Source organism: Crocosphaera sp. Alani8 (assembly GCF_038442745.1).
GTDB lineage: Bacteria > Cyanobacteriota > Cyanobacteriia > Cyanobacteriales > Microcystaceae > Crocosphaera.
This window is the reverse complement of sequence record NZ_JARVCN010000132.1, coordinates 1-16041: the sequence shown is the minus strand read 5'-3', so window position 1 is coordinate 16041 and position 16041 is coordinate 1. Positions and strand designations below refer to the sequence as shown.

At 37.6% G+C, this 16041-nt stretch carries 20 protein-coding genes; 13 read left to right on the top strand and 7 right to left on the bottom strand.

The annotated features are described in order from the left end of the window. Window positions 1–35: 35 nt before the first annotated feature. From rplM to P9B04_RS09245, 5 genes are all read left to right on the top strand, one after another. Entirely contained in the window at window positions 36–491 is a 456-nt protein-coding gene (gene rplM / locus P9B04_RS09265) for a 50S ribosomal protein L13 (protein ID WP_342054702.1), read from the top strand. Further along, window positions 491–904, top strand: coding sequence for a 30S ribosomal protein S9 (gene rpsI / locus P9B04_RS09260; RefSeq protein WP_342054701.1), 414 nt, complete (start codon window positions 491–493; stop codon window positions 902–904). Before rplM ends, rpsI begins: the two co-directional genes overlap by 1 nt. Before the next feature lie 31 nt (window positions 905–935). Further along, window positions 936–1190 carry a 50S ribosomal protein L31 gene (gene rpmE, locus P9B04_RS09255; protein ID WP_342054700.1) on the top strand — a complete coding sequence of 85 codons (255 nt, stop codon included), beginning with the start codon at window positions 936–938 and terminating at the stop codon, window positions 1188–1190. A gap of 126 nt (window positions 1191–1316) precedes the next feature. After that, window positions 1317–2429: a peptide chain release factor 1 gene (prfA, locus tag P9B04_RS09250; RefSeq protein ID WP_342054699.1), complete on the top strand. Its 1113-nt coding sequence runs from the start codon at window positions 1317–1319 to the stop codon at window positions 2427–2429. 42 nt (window positions 2430–2471) lie between these two features. Beyond that, window positions 2472–2834 carry a VOC family protein gene (locus tag P9B04_RS09245; RefSeq protein WP_342054698.1) on the top strand — a complete coding sequence of 121 codons (363 nt, stop codon included), beginning with the start codon at window positions 2472–2474 and terminating at the stop codon, window positions 2832–2834. 54 nt (window positions 2835–2888) lie between these two features. On the opposite strand, the gene P9B04_RS09240 is transcribed toward P9B04_RS09245, so the two are convergent. The 3 genes from P9B04_RS09240 to cax all read right to left on the bottom strand — a co-directional run bounded on the left by P9B04_RS09240 (window position 2889) and on the right by cax (window position 5457). After that, window positions 2889–3509: a class I SAM-dependent methyltransferase gene (locus P9B04_RS09240; RefSeq protein WP_342054697.1), complete on the bottom strand. Its 621-nt coding sequence runs from the start codon at window positions 3507–3509 to the stop codon at window positions 2889–2891. A gap of 11 nt (window positions 3510–3520) precedes the next feature. Beyond that, entirely contained in the window at window positions 3521–4261 is a 741-nt protein-coding gene (locus P9B04_RS09235) for an HAD family hydrolase (protein WP_342054696.1), read from the bottom strand. A gap of 104 nt (window positions 4262–4365) precedes the next feature. Then, window positions 4366–5457, bottom strand: coding sequence for a calcium/proton exchanger (gene cax, locus P9B04_RS09230; protein WP_342054695.1), 1092 nt, complete (start codon window positions 5455–5457; stop codon window positions 4366–4368). 136 nt (window positions 5458–5593) lie between these two features. On the opposite strand from cax, the gene P9B04_RS09225 reads away from it, so the two are divergent. Then, on the top strand, window positions 5594–6478 hold the full coding sequence (locus P9B04_RS09225; RefSeq protein ID WP_342054694.1) for an ABC transporter permease: 885 nt from the start codon (window positions 5594–5596) through the stop codon (window positions 6476–6478). A 134-nt stretch (window positions 6479–6612) separates the two neighbouring features. Then, window positions 6613–8064: a glutamate--tRNA ligase gene (gltX, locus tag P9B04_RS09220; protein WP_342054693.1), complete on the top strand. Its 1452-nt coding sequence runs from the start codon at window positions 6613–6615 to the stop codon at window positions 8062–8064. Between the two features lie 249 nt (window positions 8065–8313). Here the strand turns inward: gltX and P9B04_RS09215 are convergent, their stop codons facing one another. Then, window positions 8314–9270, bottom strand: a complete 957-nt coding sequence (locus P9B04_RS09215; protein ID WP_342054692.1) for a glycosyltransferase family A protein — start codon at window positions 9268–9270, stop codon at window positions 8314–8316. A gap of 262 nt (window positions 9271–9532) precedes the next feature. Here P9B04_RS09215 and P9B04_RS09210 point away from each other — a divergent pair, with 262 nt between their 5' ends. Continuing rightward, window positions 9533–10453, top strand: coding sequence for a tetratricopeptide repeat protein (locus tag P9B04_RS09210; RefSeq protein WP_342054691.1), 921 nt, complete (start codon window positions 9533–9535; stop codon window positions 10451–10453). 95 nt (window positions 10454–10548) lie between these two features. Here P9B04_RS09210 and P9B04_RS09205 read toward each other — a convergent pair whose 3' ends face one another. Both P9B04_RS09205 and P9B04_RS09200 read right to left on the bottom strand, forming a co-directional pair. Beyond that, window positions 10549–11481 carry an SGNH/GDSL hydrolase family protein gene (locus P9B04_RS09205; protein ID WP_342054690.1) on the bottom strand — a complete coding sequence of 311 codons (933 nt, stop codon included), beginning with the start codon at window positions 11479–11481 and terminating at the stop codon, window positions 10549–10551. A 57-nt stretch (window positions 11482–11538) separates the two neighbouring features. Further along, on the bottom strand, window positions 11539–12279 hold the full coding sequence (locus P9B04_RS09200; RefSeq protein WP_342054689.1) for a DsbA family protein: 741 nt from the start codon (window positions 12277–12279) through the stop codon (window positions 11539–11541). 102 nt (window positions 12280–12381) lie between these two features. On the opposite strand from P9B04_RS09200, the gene P9B04_RS09195 reads away from it, so the two are divergent. From P9B04_RS09195 to P9B04_RS09175, 5 genes are all read left to right on the top strand, one after another. After that, window positions 12382–12867: a CRR6 family NdhI maturation factor gene (locus P9B04_RS09195; protein ID WP_342054688.1), complete on the top strand. Its 486-nt coding sequence runs from the start codon at window positions 12382–12384 to the stop codon at window positions 12865–12867. Window positions 12868–13105: 238 nt separating this feature from the next. After that, window positions 13106–13480 carry a NifB/NifX family molybdenum-iron cluster-binding protein gene (locus P9B04_RS09190; protein WP_342054687.1) on the top strand — a complete coding sequence of 125 codons (375 nt, stop codon included), beginning with the start codon at window positions 13106–13108 and terminating at the stop codon, window positions 13478–13480. Window positions 13481–13852: 372 nt separating this feature from the next. Next, complete coding sequence (locus tag P9B04_RS09185) at window positions 13853–14227, top strand: Pepco domain-containing protein (protein WP_342054686.1); 375 nt, start codon at window positions 13853–13855, stop codon at window positions 14225–14227. Then, window positions 14220–14825, top strand: a complete 606-nt coding sequence (locus tag P9B04_RS09180; protein ID WP_342054685.1) for a caspase family protein — start codon at window positions 14220–14222, stop codon at window positions 14823–14825. Before P9B04_RS09185 ends, P9B04_RS09180 begins: the two co-directional genes overlap by 8 nt. A gap of 5 nt (window positions 14826–14830) precedes the next feature. Next, on the top strand, window positions 14831–15169 hold the full coding sequence (locus tag P9B04_RS09175) for a DDE-type integrase/transposase/recombinase (protein WP_342054684.1): 339 nt from the start codon (window positions 14831–14833) through the stop codon (window positions 15167–15169). 60 nt (window positions 15170–15229) lie between these two features. Here the strand turns inward: P9B04_RS09175 and P9B04_RS09170 are convergent, their stop codons facing one another. Beyond that, on the bottom strand, window positions 15230–15964 hold the full coding sequence (locus tag P9B04_RS09170; protein WP_342054683.1) for a PEP-CTERM sorting domain-containing protein: 735 nt from the start codon (window positions 15962–15964) through the stop codon (window positions 15230–15232). Window positions 15965–16041 lie beyond the last annotated feature (77 nt).

Below are 16041 nucleotides of genomic sequence, written 5' to 3'. Positions count from 1 at the left end.
AAAAACCTAATTAATCTTTTATTTCTTAACTATCCATGACCAAAACAATCACACCATCACCAGATATAATTGACAAAAAATGGTATGTCATAGACGCAACCGACCAGCGTTTAGGACGACTCGCTTCTGAAGTGGCTAGAATTTTACGGGGCAAAAATAAGCCTGTTTATACTCCCCATATGGACACAGGGGATTTTGTGATCGTAATTAACGCCGAAAAAGTAGTAGTCACTGGTCGCAAAAGTACCCAGAAACTATACCGTCGCCACTCCGGTCGCCCGGGAGGGATGAAGGTAGAAACCTTCGACAAACTGCAACAACGAATTCCTGAGAGAATTATCGAAAAAGCTGTTAAAGGGATGCTACCGAAAAACGCTCTGGGTCGTCAACTTTTTACTAAGTTGAAAGTATATCCAGGACCAAACCATCCTCACCAAGCTCAACAACCCGAAGAATTAACCCTAAATACTGTTCCAAACGGAGATAAATAATGCAAGCAACCGAAAACAAAGATAAAGTAGTCTATTGGGGAACCGGTCGCCGTAAATCAGCAACCGCCAGAGTTCGTCTCGTTCCTGGTAGTGGCGAAATCGTCGTCAACAAAAAACCAGGACATATCTATTTCAATCGTCTCCCTAACTACATTCAAGGCATCAAAGCCCCTCTCGAAACGTTAGGATTAGAAAATGATTACGATATCCTAGTTAATGCTCACGGAGGTGGTTTAACAGGTCAAGCAGATGCAGTTAAACTAGGAGTAGCTAGAGCATTATGCGAGTTAGCCCCAGAGAATCGTCCTCCCCTAAAAGCAGAGGGTTACTTAACCCGTGATCCCCGTGCTAAAGAACGGAAGAAATACGGCTTACACAAGGCTCGTAAGGCCCCTCAATACTCTAAACGATAAATTTTTTAGACCGAACAAGGAGATAAACACTATGGCAAAACCTGAAATTCATCCCACTTGGTATCCCGAAGCAAAGGTTATTTGTAACGGAGAAGTTGTTATGACGGTGGGATCGACTCAACCCGAGATCAATGTAGAAGTTTGGTCAGGCAATCATCCTTTCTACACCGGAACCCAGAAAATTATTGATACGGAAGGACGGGTTGATCGTTTCCAAAAACGTTACGCTATGATTGGCAAAAAAAGCAAGAAAAAAGCCGACGAAACAGATGGTTCCGAAAAATAGCGGCCAAGACAACATTTTTGACCCAGCAGAATTTCTGCTGGGTTATTCTTTATTAACTGTCAGTAAACAGTGAAAAATAAACTTAATTAATAACTGGTAACTGAGTAACTAGATGAGAGGAATATTATGGCTGAATCCTATTTATTAGAAAAATTACAATCCGTTGAACAAACTTATCAAGAATTAACCCGTCGTTTGGCTGATCCTGATATTGCCACTAACCCCGATGAACTACAACGGGTGGCTAAAGCACGAGCATCTTTGGAAGAAACGGTCAATACTTACGAGAATTGGAAACAAACCCAAGAGGAAATCAAAGGGGCAAAACAAATCGTTAAAGAAGCTAGTGGCGATCCCGAAATGAGGGAGATGGCAGCTATGGAGGTAAGAGAATTAGAAGAAACCCTAGAACAACTAGAGGAACGGTTAAAAATCCTTTTATTACCTCGTGATCCCAATGATGATAAGAATATCATGTTAGAAATTCGCGCTGGTACTGGTGGGGATGAGGCCAGTATTTGGGCTGGAGATTTAGTGAGAATGTACTCTCGTTACGCTGAGTCCCAAAGATGGAGTGTTAAACTGGTGAGCGAGTCTCTGGCAGATATGGGAGGTTTTAAGGAGGCTATTCTGGAAATCACTGGGGATCAGGTTTATAGTAAGCTCAAATTTGAAGCAGGGGTTCATCGAGTACAACGGGTTCCCGTAACCGAAGCAGGGGGACGGGTTCATACTTCTACTGCTACAGTGGCTATTATGCCAGAAGTGGATGAGGTAGAAATTAAAATCGATCCTAAAGATATTGAAATGACCACCGCACGATCTGGGGGGGCTGGTGGACAAAACGTTAACAAGGTGGAAACAGCAGTGGATTTAATGCACAAACCCACTGGTATTCGTATTTTTTGTACTGAGGAGCGATCGCAGTTGCAAAACCGTGAACGGGCGATGCAAATTTTACGGGCTAAGCTATATGAAGCGAAGTTACGGGAACAACAAGAAGCGGTGAGTTCTATGCGGCGATCGCAGGTAGGTACGGGATCTCGTTCTGAAAAAATCCGTACTTATAATTACAAGGATAATCGGGTTACTGATCATCGTTTGAGTCAGAATTTTGCTTTAGTAGGAGCATTAGAAGGGGATATTGATAATATTATTGAGTCTTGTATTTCTCAAGATCAACAAGAACGTTTGGCTGAGTTGGCTAATTCTCCTGAAACGGCTGATTCTATTACTTAACAGTTAACAGTTATCAGTTTTTTAGTTATTGAAGGGGAAAAAATGACTATTATTCAATGTCTTCATACAGCTATTTTAGTGTCTGATTTAGAAAAGGCAGAACACTTTTATGGTAACATCTTAGGCTTAGAAAAGGTTGAACGCCCTTTGAAATATGCCGGCGTTTGGTATCAAATTGGTGATTATCAAATTCATTTAATGGTGCATTCTGGGTTTAATTTTAGTTTATCTAATCAAGAAAAATGGGGACGTAATCATCATTTTTCTTTGGGAACTGATAATCTTAACGATATCATTAATCGTCTAGAAAGTTATGGTTATCCTGTACAAATGAGTCAGTCTGGTAGATCTGCTTGCTTTACTAAAGATTTTGATGGCAATGTCGTCGAAATTAGTCAGTTATAATACAGCAATTTTGGACAATATAAGGGACAAAAAGTTATCACTTTATTGCTTTAATTATTCACCATTTTTAGTAGCAACACCTTGATACATATACCCGGCAATTTTTGGTGTATCTTCGGCATAAAACTCTTCTATTTGAACCTGATTAAATTGAGCTTCAATTAACTGTTTGATATTACGGTTTAAGTGACAACCATCAGCAATTATTTTTTGCAGAGGAGTTAACCTATTTTGCCAAATTTGAATTGAATCTTCATTACTTAATCCGTGTTCAATAAAATAGAATTTTTTTCCTGATTTCAAGACACGATAGATTTCTGATAATGCTTGTTCGATATTAGGAATACTACACAATGTCCAGGTACTAACTACCGCATCAAAACTACGATCATCCATCGGTAAATTTTCTCCTCCTAAGACTTTATTCTCTACAGGGATAATACTCGATTCAATCCTTTTTTTAGCATAACGATTCATGCCTTGATTGGGATCGATAACTGTTAATTTAGTCACTGTCTCAGGATAATAAGCAAGATTTAAACCGGTACCAAAACCAATTTCTAAGACTTCTCCTGAGATGTTTTTTAATAATTTCCGTCTATACTCAGAAAAGGGAGAACCAGACATCATTAATTCGATCCCGTAGGGAAAAATAACATCAGAATAAAAACCCATTCAAATTCCTCCTAAATTAAAATTTTAGCTACTTCTAAATCGAAATAAACTTTGTTTGGTAAATTACCTTTGACAAGGGTAAATTCATGATGAGGTTCCCCTAAATGATTTAAAACTAAAGTAGCTAGAGAAAAATCTTGATTTCTGGTGTAGTCGTGGAGAGTAATTATTGTTTTTAAATTAGCTCCAGAAGAAGCTTGTAACCCGTGAAAAGAATCCTCAAAAACTAGACATTCTTCTGGTTTTAAATCCATATTTTTTAAGACATAGTTATAAATATCAGGGGATGGTTTTTTATGAGGAACAATATCTCCTGCTGCAATCACTTCAAACCAATTAGTGTCTAAGTGTTTTTCCAATAAAGCTAAGGCATTGGGTAACGCACTAGTGGTAGCGATCGCTAATCTTATTTTCTCATTATAAGCTTCTTCGATTAAACGTTTTACACCTGGACGTAGACGAATATCTCCTGATGATAATAGGTCACGATAATGACTTGTTTTTGCTCGATGAAGTTGCGGTATTAGACTATCTAAATTGTCCTTCACATCTGGATGATATTGTTGTAGATAATATTTAATTCTTTCTTTTCCTCCTGAGATTTCTAATAACTTACCGTAAAGACTTTCTGACCAGTACCAGTCTAAATCTGCCTCAGCAAAAGCACGATTAAAAGCGATTCTATGACCATCCCTTTCTGTTTCTGCTAGGGTACCATCCACATCAAAAATTAGAGCTTTTAGCTGTCCCATAATGAGTATTATTTGATAAAAAGTTTGGGCAATAGTGGAGTAATATGGGGAAAATCAACTAGTAAATTATAGTTGATTTTCCCCATAGATTCTCCCGTTAATGATTAAAGTCCATCAACCACGGGATGGAAATAGAAAGCCAAACCAATCACCGCATAAGTTGCTAACAATAAGGTTCCTTCCAACCAGTTAGAACGACCATCAGAACTAATAGAATTAGTAATTAACACCGCCACAGCTACAGCTACTAATTCAAAAGGATTAAAATCTAAATCCATTGGTTGACCTAAAAGCCAACCAGCAATAACTAAAACCGGAGCAACAAATAGAGCGATTTGTAAACTCGATCCTACCGCCACCGACATAGATAAATCCATTTTATTTTTCATGGCAACAGTAACAGCAGTGGCGTGTTCTGCCGCATTACCCACAATAGGTAATAAAATGACTCCAGTAAATAAAGCAGTCAAACCTAAAGACGAGGTAGCTTCTTCTAAGGAATCTACCAGTAGTTCTGATTCTACGGCTACCCCAAGAGTCACCAAGAGAAGAATTATTACCCACTTACCAACATTAATGTTATGTCCTTCTTCTTCCGTTGTTTCATCTTCAGCCGCAACACCAACATCGTAGAGGTAAGCATGGGTTTTCATGGAAAATAATAAAGTTAACCCGTAAACCAAAATCAAAACAATAGCTACAGCAACGGATAAATTTTGTAGGGTTTGTTCCTCAATGCCGGTAGAAGTGTACTGTACTGCTGTGGGTAATAAGATAGCGATAACAGCTAAATTCATCGAAGAAGCATTCAAGCGGGCTGCTACAGACTGAAACTCCTGTTCTTTGTACCGTAGTCCTCCCAACAACATAGAAAAACCCACTACCAACAATAAATTACCAATAATAGAACCTGTAATCGTTGCCTTGACTACACCAATTAAACCTTCTTTCAAAGCTACAAAAGCCAAGATTAATTCTGTAGCATTGCCAAAAGTTGCATTAAGTAAGCCTCCTAAATTTGGACCAACCACTACAGCGATTTCTTCTGTAGCTTGGCCCATAAAAGCTGCTAATGGCACAATAGCTAAGGCTGCCATGATAAAGGTAAGGGTTGCCCCCCATTCTAGGTACTGAGATCCCAGAGACAAAGGGATGAAAATCAATAGAACTGACAGAATAGCACTTTTATTCAACATGGTTGTCCTCAGGGATAAGTTGCGATCTTCGAGTCCGCTTTTTAGTTTAGGCGATGGAAGAACTTGACATCTTCTCGTAATGTAAAGTTATATGATAAAACTATGGCAATGCTTTAGAAATAATTAAGGTACACTCATGAGTCAAGCTAACTCCCAACATCCCGAGGACAGAAAAAGAAAACCGTTGCCTGTTGTTGTCTATGAGCCAGAAAGTCGTGTTAGGCATCCCATTGAATTTATAAAACAAATGTGGTTTGATTTGCTTGCTTCTCGTGAATTGGCGCAGCAGTTATTTCAACGAGACATTCAGTCTCAATATCGTCAATCCATACTCGGCATATTATGGATTTTTATTCCTCCTATAGTCACAGCGTTGGGTTTAACCCTTCTCAGAAAAACAAACGTTTTAAATGTAGGAGAAACACCCATCGCCTATCCGGTATTTGTTGCCTTGAGTATGACTCTCTGGCAAACTTTTATTCAAACATTCAACAATACTATGGGAGCGGCTCGAAGTGCCAAAGGAATGCTTAAAAAATTGAATGTTCCTCCAGAAGCTTTTGTCCTCTCAAAGTTGGCACAAACATTATTTAATTTTCTCATTCAATTAATTCCTATTGTTTTCTTATTTGTCTTTTTTAAGGTGGGAGTGAGTTGGACGATTATCTTAGCACCGGTTGCTTTCATTCACTTAGTAATGTTGGGGACAGGATTTGGCTTAATTTTAGCCCCCTTTTCCTGCCTGTATGGTGATGTTAATAAAGGAATTGGTTTTGTAACTCGCCTCTGGATATTTGTCACTCCTGTTATTTATCCTCAGCCAAGAGAGGGAATCTGGGCAGTTTTAGTAGCCATTAACCCGGTTACACCCCTCTTAGTAACAACAAGAGACTTGATAACAACTGGAGACATTACCGATGTCTCTGGGTTTTGGATTGCTAGTGGTATAGCTATAATAACTACTCTTTTTGGATGGGTATTTTATCGCTTATCCATACCATTTTTGGTTGAAAGGGCTTAAGTAACTTTCTAATAATTATTCTTGATGAGGCAACCTGAAATCAACTAAAATAATAGGCTGGACTTAAAAAACCCAAACTTAGACCCAAGTAGGGTAATTTATTTCACCAAAGTATTGACGATAGGGAGAATTTTGTGACAGTCAGAGTTCGTATCGCCCCAAGTCCCACAGGGAATCTACACATAGGAACCGCCAGAACCGCCGTTTTTAACTGGTTATTTGCGCATCATTGTCAAGGTCAGTTTATCCTCAGAGTCGAAGACACTGACAAAGAGCGATCTCGGTCCGAATACACAGAGAATATTAAGTCAGGACTAGCCTGGTTAGGTTTGACCTGGGATGAAGGGCCATTCTTTCAAACCCAACGTCTCGATCTTTATCGTCAAGCTATTCAAACCCTACTAGATAAAGGCTTTGCCTATCGTTGTTATTCTACCCCGGAAGAGTTAGAACAAATGCGAGAGGCTCAAAAAGCCAAAAATCAGGCTCCTCGTTACGATAACCGTCATCGTCATCTCACGGAAGAACAGCGTCAGGCTTTTGAGGCAGAAGGCCGAAAATCGGTCATTCGTTTCATAATCGACGATGATCGCGAAATTGTTTGGCAGGATCTGATCCGAGGTAAAGTCACTTGGAGAGGAAGTGATCTCGGTGGAGACATGGTTATCGCTCGTGTTGCCGATGATCCTCAGCAATCTTTTGGGCAACCCCTATACAATCTAGCTGTTGTGGTGGATGACATGGACATGAAAATTAGCCACGTCATCCGAGGAGAAGATCATATTGCCAACACTGCTAAACAAATCCTCTTGTACGAGGCTTTTGGGGCAACAGTTCCAGACTTTGCTCACAGTCCTCTAATTTTGAACCAGGAAGGACGAAAACTATCAAAACGAGATGGGGTAACTTCAATCGATGACTTCCGCCAAATGGGCTTTTTACCCCAAGCTTTGACAAACTATATGACCTTATTGGGATGGACTCCTCCGGACTCCACGGAAGAAATTTTTGCTTTGACAGAGGCAGCCCAACAGTTTACTTTGGAACGGGTTAATAAAGCCGGGGCGAAGTTTGATTGGGACAAGCTGGATTGGATTAATAGCCAATATTTACATAAAATGTCAGGGGAAGAATTAGTTGATTTATTGCTTCCTTACTGGCAACAAGCAGGTTATCCCATCGATATAGGGAGCGATCGCCCTTGGTTAGAACAAATGGCTACTCTTATCGGTCCAAGTCTAACTCGTTTGAGCGATGCAACCAAAGAAAGTGTGTTATTGTTTGGTGAAACCGTTGACTACAGCGAAGAGGCAATGGCTCAAATTAAACAAGAAGGAGTTAAAGATATCTTAAAAGCGGTTTTAGAAGGGATTGGGGAATCTTCGCAGTTGACAGAAGGGGAAGTGAAAGACAACATCAAACAGGTGACTAAAACCTTTAAAGTAAAAAAAGGTTTGGTGATGCGATCGCTTCGCGCTGGTTTGATGGGTGAACTACACGGACCAGACTTAATTCAATCTTGGCTTTTACTAAATCAAAAAGGATGGGATAAAACTCGTCTGATTCATTGCTTAGATGTATGTTGACGCAATAGAAGGTGCAAAAAGTTTTATAACGTTTCTCACACTCATGAGGTACACCCAATATTTAGGTTATAACTCCTGACTCCTGTGCGATAGCGCCGGAACGGAGTGAGTAACTCCTGACTCCTGACTCCTGACTCCTAAAACTAGAAAAATTTGTACCTCACAAGTATGGGAACTGCTATAGTTTTATACTAAAAACAATTTGCAGTTTACTCGATAAAAATAATTGATTGGTCAACTTGTTTAGTCTCAAGATTGATTAGAAAATGGTATCAGTTTAAAGAGTGCCTTTTTCTTTAGTTTTGGTTTCACAAAATCCTTGAGACTAGCAAGCACTAAATTCCAGAAATATCCATACTGAGGGTACAATTTAACCAGAAAACACTCGGCTAAAACATAACGCCGATTAGTGTTGGTGTAATTAAATTCTGGAGGGTTGTTCTCTGTCCTAAATTGTTCAGGAAAGGGTAGAATATGGCCGATAATATCCCCTCGTTTAGCGAAACCTTTTGCGTACAATCTAGCTTGCATTCCTAGACCAAGCAGTCGATCAGAACACCAAAAAGGGACGTATTTGAAAGGACCTAACAAGGTAAACAATTTTACCGTATCATTGATTTGCTCTTGAACTAAACTATTTTTCCAAACTTTTTTATCAAAATTCTCTTGATGAGGTCCATGATGATCTTTACGTTCCCTAATCAAACAGAGCCAATCTAGTTTATTTTCTAGAGGAGAAATAGGAATTTCTTGTAAAGTCTCTTCTGTGGGTAAATGACGATCTTCCCCTTTTCTCACCTGAATATTTTCTATATCAGTAAAAGGTTGCCATTCTTCTAGTAATTTTTCTGGTTTTCCATAGGGGTAAGTCTTTTGTCTAAGTTTAAATAGGTAGCTATTGGGAAATGTTTGAAAATATTCCAGGACAACTTCTTCTATTTTCGGATGTAAATATTCATCGCAATTAATGGATAAAACATAGGTTCCTGAAGCATTTAGTAAAGCAGTAATTCGTTGTACAACTTCTCCTCTAATTGCATTAGTAATTTGACGAATACGAGGATCATTATTACTAAGTAAAGGGACTTCAGGGGGATAAACTAAAATAAATTCAACATTACCTTCAACTTTTGCTAATGTTTCTATCCATATTTGGGGAACATTGTCCCGCATTGGAATAATAACTGATAAGGTGGGTTTTGTCATATTAGTTAATATATAGAATACAATTAATTATTTAATAGATTTTATAAAATTTATACATTAAAATATAAGTCTTGTCAAGAAATCAAACCCTTAATAATTTGTGATCGTTGAATTAATCATTGAAAATACTGTATTAAAATATGAAAAATTAACAATGGCATCGTTGGGTTTCTTTAATCTTTGACCTGGAGTCTATGGAAAAAATATTGTATTTTTTCTAGCATGATTGAAACCACCCACCTCATCACGTAAAGCTTAAACAATGAACAATCTAGTTAAGAATTTCTTCAAGTTTTCTGTATTAATTGCAGCTGTGTTATTTTGTCTGGGTTTTTCTTCACCTAGCGTAGAAACATCAACAATTTCTCCCAATTTTTCTCAAGGAATTCAGTATCTAAGACAAGAAAGTTACCAAAAAGCTATTGTTGAATTTACGAGAGTAATTAATAATAAGAATCGGTGGATGGCTTCTGCTTATAACAATCGCTGTTTAGCTCATTTACAGCTAAACAAGAATCTAGCTGCCAAAAGAGACTGCGAAGAAGCTTTACGGATGAATTCGGATAACGTTGAAGCCTATCTTAACAAGGGATTAGCGGATTATAGACTGGAAAACTACACTCAATCTTTGGTTGCTTATCAAGAAGTTATCAAACGCCAAAAAGATGATTATCGTGCTTATTATAATCTTGGACTAACCCATTTTAAATTGGGTAATTATGAGGAAGCTTTAGATAGTTACAATTGCGCTTTAGAAAGGGATAAAAATAGTTCCTCTGAGCATAAAACCGTGATTTATTACGATCGTGCCTTGGCTCATGTAAAACTAGAAGACTTTCCTCGAGCGATCGCTAATCTTACCCATGTTCTTGTTTTAGATCCACAAGAAGAACACGCTTATTATCAACGGGGTTATGCTTATCAAAGATCAGGGGATTATAAGGCAGCTTTCCAAGATTTTACAGAGGCAATTAAGTTAAATCCTCAGTTAACAAGTGCCTATATTAATCGAGGAATTTCTGCTGCGGTTTTAGGATTTCAAGACATTGCTTGGCAAAACTTTAAAATCGCTCTCAATCAGTTTCAGCAACAAAATAATCAGATAGGTTACAACAGAACCCTTAGTTTAATGCGTAAATTTAAACAAGTTACTTCTAATACTAATCAACCTCCTGTTGGTTAGTAAGATAAATAATGGGAAATTGGTTTATTGTTTCCAATTTGTGCAAATTTTACACAATTGACCTGATGCTATCTGTTTTCAAATGGAACAGATAGCTAATTCATTTGTTTAATAATTAATTCACTAATATTTTGACTTACTAATTGATCGCCTAAAGGACTTAGATGAATATGATCTCGATATAAATCATCAATATTTTCCTGTTTAGTAAAGATAGATATAAAATCGATAAACGGCACATTATTGCTATCTACCCATTCTTGTAAGCGTTTTCTAGCAACTTTTTCGTAATCTTTAGGTTCGGGGTTCATTTCTCGTTTTAGAGGGGTTAAAACCATCATAAATTGACTCTTATTTTCCGTTGCGATCGCTTTCATTTTTTCAATCGCTTCTAAATTAAATCCCACCCGATCGCCTCTTTCTCCCATTACTTTATCCATTCCTGGAATGTCCTGATTACGATAAAATACTTTCTCTAAAATTTCTTCTATGGCTAAAATGGGTTGTTGATCGGGATAATTGATATCTTTTCCTACTCTTAAAGAAGTAGGGTTTGTTGCAAACAAATCGTCCGTATTAATAATTAAAAGGATTATTTGAGAATCAAAAATACCAAACTGCTTTAAATAGGCCAATTGATTTCTTGGACCCCAAGAGTTTGCAGAAGCGTTTAAAATTTCTACTTTTTGTGATAGCTTTTCTGCAATTTGTTGTTGTGCTAATGCGGAAATAGTTTCTTTTTGATCTGTCCACCAAGCTCCATTAACAATAGAATCTCCGATAAAAAAAAGCCTTATAGTATCTTTTAAAGGACTGTTTTCAATCCTTTCAGTTCTCATAGAATATTGATTAATAATTGTTGATTTTCCAAGACGGCGGAGGTTTTGATTAGGAGCTAATAAATAGCCAATTTCATCGTCTGCAATATAAATCGGGCGTTTACCCAGTCCTAAAAATAGTCTTAAACCACTTTCGAGAATGAGTAAACTAACAACAATAACACCGAAGCAAAGTAAGACAATTTTCATCAGTTTGATAATAAATAAAGTTGTTTTCTTTCGGGATACATAAGTTAATTGATTGCGCTACGGTGACAACGCTTCTTCTAGAGTAGATAGAGGAATTGAGCCTGGTAAAAAGCGATCGTTAAAAACAAATAAAGGAGTTCCTCGAATTCCAATTTTTTGAGCCAGTTGCATATCTTTAGCTATGGCCAAATCAGCCTTTTTGCTACGACGATCTTCTTCAAATTTCTCCATATCAAGATTCAAGTTATTGGCAATTTCAATGTACAATTCTTCTCCTAACCTATCTGGTTTCTCAAACAAATTATCATAATATTCCCAAAATTTTCCCTGTTGTTTGGCCGCCCAAGATGCTTTAGCTGCGGGTATTCCTTGGGGGTGAATATTGCTTAAAGGGAAATGTTTATAAACTAGGGTAACGTCATCGTGAGCAGCGACAAATTCCTTGACGGTTTCGTAAGCTTGACGACAATAAGGACATTGAAAATCAGAAAATTCGATGAGAATATTATTTTTATTCAAACTACCAGTAATAGGAGAATCAGCAATAATAGCTTGAGGATTTGTTTTTAGTTGTGATAAAAAAGACTGTATAAATTGTTCTTGTTTTTCTTGTTGTTGTTGCTGATAAACTTGAACAGACTCAATAAGCACTTCAGGATGTTGACGGATAATCTCTAAAACCGTTTTTTCTAGTTCCGGTTCAACGATCGCTTGTGCAGAAGGTACAATTGTCTTTGGTATCCAGGTAAGACCAATAATCAGTAATAGGGTAATTACAATATTCAATCCCTTTTTCATAACATTCCTAAAAGTTTAGTTAGTTACCCTATTGAGGTTATTATATTAATGATCTCCAGTCAATTGGTAACGGATTAAAGATAAAATTTACACTATAATTCTATGACTCAAACTATCACCGTACAACTGAATCACATCACTGCTTTAGATGTTACTTTTGTCAAGGATATGGTTGACCCATTATTAAAAGAAAATGCGATCGCCTCCCTAGAACAAACCCTCAGCTTTGACATTCAATACCCTCGTGAATACGGTGATCCTAGAGAATTATCAGAAATCCCGGAAATTCGTTTATGGTTTGTTCGTTTGGACACTATTTATCCTTGGTTTCCCTTTCTTTTAGACGCAAAAAAAGGAGAGTTATCTAGATATGCAGCCATGTTAGTCCCTCATCAATTTAACCGCGTTGAGGGGATTCAATACAATCCCGAAGCATTAGAAATTTTTGTTATGAATAAGTTATTTGTTTTATCTGACTGGTTACAACAACAAGGCATTTATTCTCAGTTTCGTTTAAAATCTATGGCGCAACTGTTCGGTTATGATATCGATGATAGTTTTTTTACAACCATTAAAGAAGGTTATTAAGCTGAGTTCGGAGTTAAGTTTTTTGTGATAGTGATTTTAAATTGAATGGAAAAACCTAAAATTTAACTCCTGCCTCCTGCCTCAAAGCTAGAAAGTTTATAATCTATGAAAATGAAAACTGCTATGAGAAGTTAACAAAAGAATTCTCTTAAATTTTTCTTGTTTTTAACAGGGTTAAAGTTTTTCTTGTGCTAATATTTTTCAACAAAAATTAGACAAGAAGATGGGAAACTCAGTTATGAAATTTGCCCTCGTAAGCGACGACTTTCGCACCATTACAGGAAAAACAGGACGCGCTCGTAAATTTTTAGTTTATGAAGCGACTCAAGATAGGGAACCAACATTAATCGAAAAGTTAGAAGTTTCTCAGAATCAACCCACGTTTCACGATCTCCATGATGATGATATTACTCCTCATCCTTTGGACGATTATATTTTAATTACAGGAGAAGCAGGAGTCGGTTTACAAGAGCGTTTAAGTCGTCGTGGAATTACTGTTTATATTACCTCACAAACTGACCCTCTCAAGGCAATTTATGGAGTAATAGAAGGTAACATACCAACATTAGAACCCAGTCCCCATAGGGAAGATGGTAGTTGCATGAATCACTAAAAGTCTCTGGGAAAAAACAAAAACTTGAGCCTATTTTGCTCTGAATTTATCATCATCTAAATCCTGTGAGTTCAATGTATGTAATATGAAATCCTATACCTTTTAGTGAATTAAACAGGGGAAGCAGAGGTGGGAGAGTTGGCACTCATAATTTTAATGATGAGTAATTAAGTAGATTTCAGATAACAGCAATTTTTAATTGAATGGAACAACCTAAAATTTTACTTCTGCCTCCTGCCTCCTGCCTCCTGCCTCAAAGCTAGAAAGTTCATAATCTATGCAAATGAAAACATCTATAAGTAGTGCTATATTGTAGAAAAAAATCCTTATAACTTTGTCAAAATACTAAAAATAAACAACAGAGAGTGAAAAATGTCTTCAGAAATACCCCAAAAAATTGGCATTATTACAGTTAGTGAAGAGAAAAAACTTGATACAGAGGGAACAAGAAGCAGCGAAGATTTTGGGGGAACATTAGGCAGTCGAAGTGAAATAACCACAGAAATTGTCGGAATTCAGAGAACAGAAATAGAATTAGAAAAACTGAAAGCGGAAATGAAAGGATTTATCGGCGCAATGAGAGAAATACTCGATGAAGCTGATCCCCCTAATAGTCAAATGAGATTGGAAGAAGTAGAGTTATCAGTAGAAGTTAATGGAGAGGGTAAAGTTAGTTTACTAGGAATAGGAGGAAAAGCAGGGGGAAAAGGGGCAATGACTTTCAAGTTTAAACGGAAAGATGGCTAAGAATTGGGCGATCGTCATTGGTATCAATGATTATGATAATTTGAGGGCTTTAAAATACGCTAAAGCTGATGCTGCGGCGATTAAACAATGGTGTAAAACAGAAGGAAAATTTGAGCAGGTATTTCTGTTTACAGAAGATTCTCCAGATATAGAAGTCAAACCCCAAAATATTTCCACTAAACCCACTTACGGAAAATTAAGAAGATTTCTCCGAAAACAGTTTGAAAAGCCATTATTAGGAACAGGGGATAATTTATGGTTCTTTTTTGCTGGACACGGTAAACGTCATCAGGAAAGGGATTATTTAATGTTATCCGATAGTGATCCAGGGGATGTGGTGGGATCTGCTTTATCTGTTACCTGGATAACTGAGCGTTTAAGACGATGTGGAGCAGATAATGTTGTTTTATTCCTCGATGCTTGTCGTTCACAAGGAAGTCGAGGAGACACAGGAATAGGGTTAGAAGAACCCAAAGGGGTGATCACATTTTATGGGTGTGAACCATCACAGGAATCCTATGAACTAGAAGAATTACAGGTGGAATTTTTCTGGGGTGATCTGCGATCGCTGTTTTTTACGGTACATTTGTTTTACTGAACCAGGTGCAAGAGGCTTTTACCAATTTTAGGGCTTTTTGGAGAGTTTCGACTGTTTTTTGTTGCACTTTTGCGTTCAATAGATCGGTCTGTAACCTTGAGAGGGCGACTGTTCTAGCCGTTATTCAGTTAACCCTAAATAATCTTATAGAACAAGACCATAGACGAGTCAAGAAAATAATAAAAGCGGGTCTAGGTTATCAATCATTTCGTACAGCATGGAAAACGATTAGAGGGATTGAAATGATACAGATGATTAGAAAAGGACAGGTTGAAAATGTTAGTAAAGGGGATAGTGTATCTCAAAAAGAATTTATTGAGTCTCTCTTTGAAATGGCTGTTTAAAAGTTAGAAAAGTATAGGATAATTCTACTTCTTGAATTTTTTTGCAACGGAACCTAAATTCTACTGTTTAAACTTATTTTTCTTAGATAGTAAGCAACCCCCACCAAATGCTAATAATCCTAGAACTGTCGTGGGTTCTGGTACTGCCCTAGTATCTGGAACTGTTTCTTGAACTTGAATATCAACAAAAGCTTTTGTAAAAGACTCACCCGTTAATCCACCAACTCGTAACTGATTGAGATTCCATACTGCACCTTCTGTAGCTAAAGCCATGGGAACATAATCATTTTCGGTGTTCCCAGCACCATTTCCGACGAAGTTACCAGCCTGGGTGTTATAGTCACCATTCCCATCCGCAAAGAAGGCATCGTTTCCATCAATTCCTAATGCGTTTAGGTTACTACTAGAAGAACCCAAGGGATTATTAACCACAGCATTAAGTATGGCACCTTTATCAGTTAACGCCGCTAAAACACTGTCATAGCTATCCAAGGTTGTTACGTCCCGATCTTCATCAGTGACGAGAACAATATTGAGGACAGCATTACTTCTAATAGTGTAGTTATTCAAAGCGAATATAATCGCTTCGTAGCCATCTTCTATTCCACCACTCGCAACTAATCCATCAGCTGCTGTAGAAAACTCACTCGCAGTTCCAAATTGATCGCCACCAACATCATTTTGATAGGGATCTTGACCAGGTCCTCCACCTTTCTGATTCGTTCCATAACCAACCAATCCATAGCGAGCATCAACCCCTGCATCATTAAGTACCATGTCTAGATCTAGAATCATATCACCCAACCAGGGTATCTTCTCATACCAAATCCGCTCTTTTTAACCCCCTTATAAAACCCTTTACTAATAGATGA

What these genes read in the sequence shown, in the direction of transcription:
- P9B04_RS09235 (WP_342054696.1), bottom strand. Translation starts at nt 4,261, where the DNA reads ATGGGACAGCTAAAAGCTCTAATTTTTGATGTGGATGGTACCCTAGCA.
- P9B04_RS09190 (WP_342054687.1), top strand. Translation starts at nt 13,106, where the DNA reads ATGAAATTTGCCCTCGTAAGCGACGACTTTCGCACCATTACAGGAAAA.
- P9B04_RS09225 (WP_342054694.1), top strand. Translation starts at nt 5,594, where the DNA reads ATGAGTCAAGCTAACTCCCAACATCCCGAGGACAGAAAAAGAAAACCG.
- P9B04_RS09170 (WP_342054683.1), bottom strand. Translation starts at nt 15,964, where the DNA reads ATGATTCTAGATCTAGACATGGTACTTAATGATGCAGGGGTTGATGCT.
- P9B04_RS09245 (WP_342054698.1), top strand. Translation starts at nt 2,472, where the DNA reads ATGACTATTATTCAATGTCTTCATACAGCTATTTTAGTGTCTGATTTA.
- prfA (WP_342054699.1), top strand. Translation starts at nt 1,317, where the DNA reads ATGGCTGAATCCTATTTATTAGAAAAATTACAATCCGTTGAACAAACT.
- P9B04_RS09180 (WP_342054685.1), top strand. Translation starts at nt 14,220, where the DNA reads ATGGCTAAGAATTGGGCGATCGTCATTGGTATCAATGATTATGATAAT.
- P9B04_RS09195 (WP_342054688.1), top strand. Translation starts at nt 12,382, where the DNA reads ATGACTCAAACTATCACCGTACAACTGAATCACATCACTGCTTTAGAT.
- rplM (WP_342054702.1), top strand. Translation starts at nt 36, where the DNA reads ATGACCAAAACAATCACACCATCACCAGATATAATTGACAAAAAATGG.
- P9B04_RS09200 (WP_342054689.1), bottom strand. Translation starts at nt 12,279, where the DNA reads ATGAAAAAGGGATTGAATATTGTAATTACCCTATTACTGATTATTGGT.
- P9B04_RS09205 (WP_342054690.1), bottom strand. Translation starts at nt 11,481, where the DNA reads ATGAAAATTGTCTTACTTTGCTTCGGTGTTATTGTTGTTAGTTTACTC.
- rpmE (WP_342054700.1), top strand. Translation starts at nt 936, where the DNA reads ATGGCAAAACCTGAAATTCATCCCACTTGGTATCCCGAAGCAAAGGTT.
- cax (WP_342054695.1), bottom strand. Translation starts at nt 5,457, where the DNA reads ATGTTGAATAAAAGTGCTATTCTGTCAGTTCTATTGATTTTCATCCCT.
- P9B04_RS09210 (WP_342054691.1), top strand. Translation starts at nt 9,533, where the DNA reads ATGAACAATCTAGTTAAGAATTTCTTCAAGTTTTCTGTATTAATTGCA.
- P9B04_RS09240 (WP_342054697.1), bottom strand. Translation starts at nt 3,509, where the DNA reads ATGGGTTTTTATTCTGATGTTATTTTTCCCTACGGGATCGAATTAATG.
- P9B04_RS09215 (WP_342054692.1), bottom strand. Translation starts at nt 9,270, where the DNA reads ATGACAAAACCCACCTTATCAGTTATTATTCCAATGCGGGACAATGTT.
- P9B04_RS09185 (WP_342054686.1), top strand. Translation starts at nt 13,853, where the DNA reads ATGTCTTCAGAAATACCCCAAAAAATTGGCATTATTACAGTTAGTGAA.
- rpsI (WP_342054701.1), top strand. Translation starts at nt 491, where the DNA reads ATGCAAGCAACCGAAAACAAAGATAAAGTAGTCTATTGGGGAACCGGT.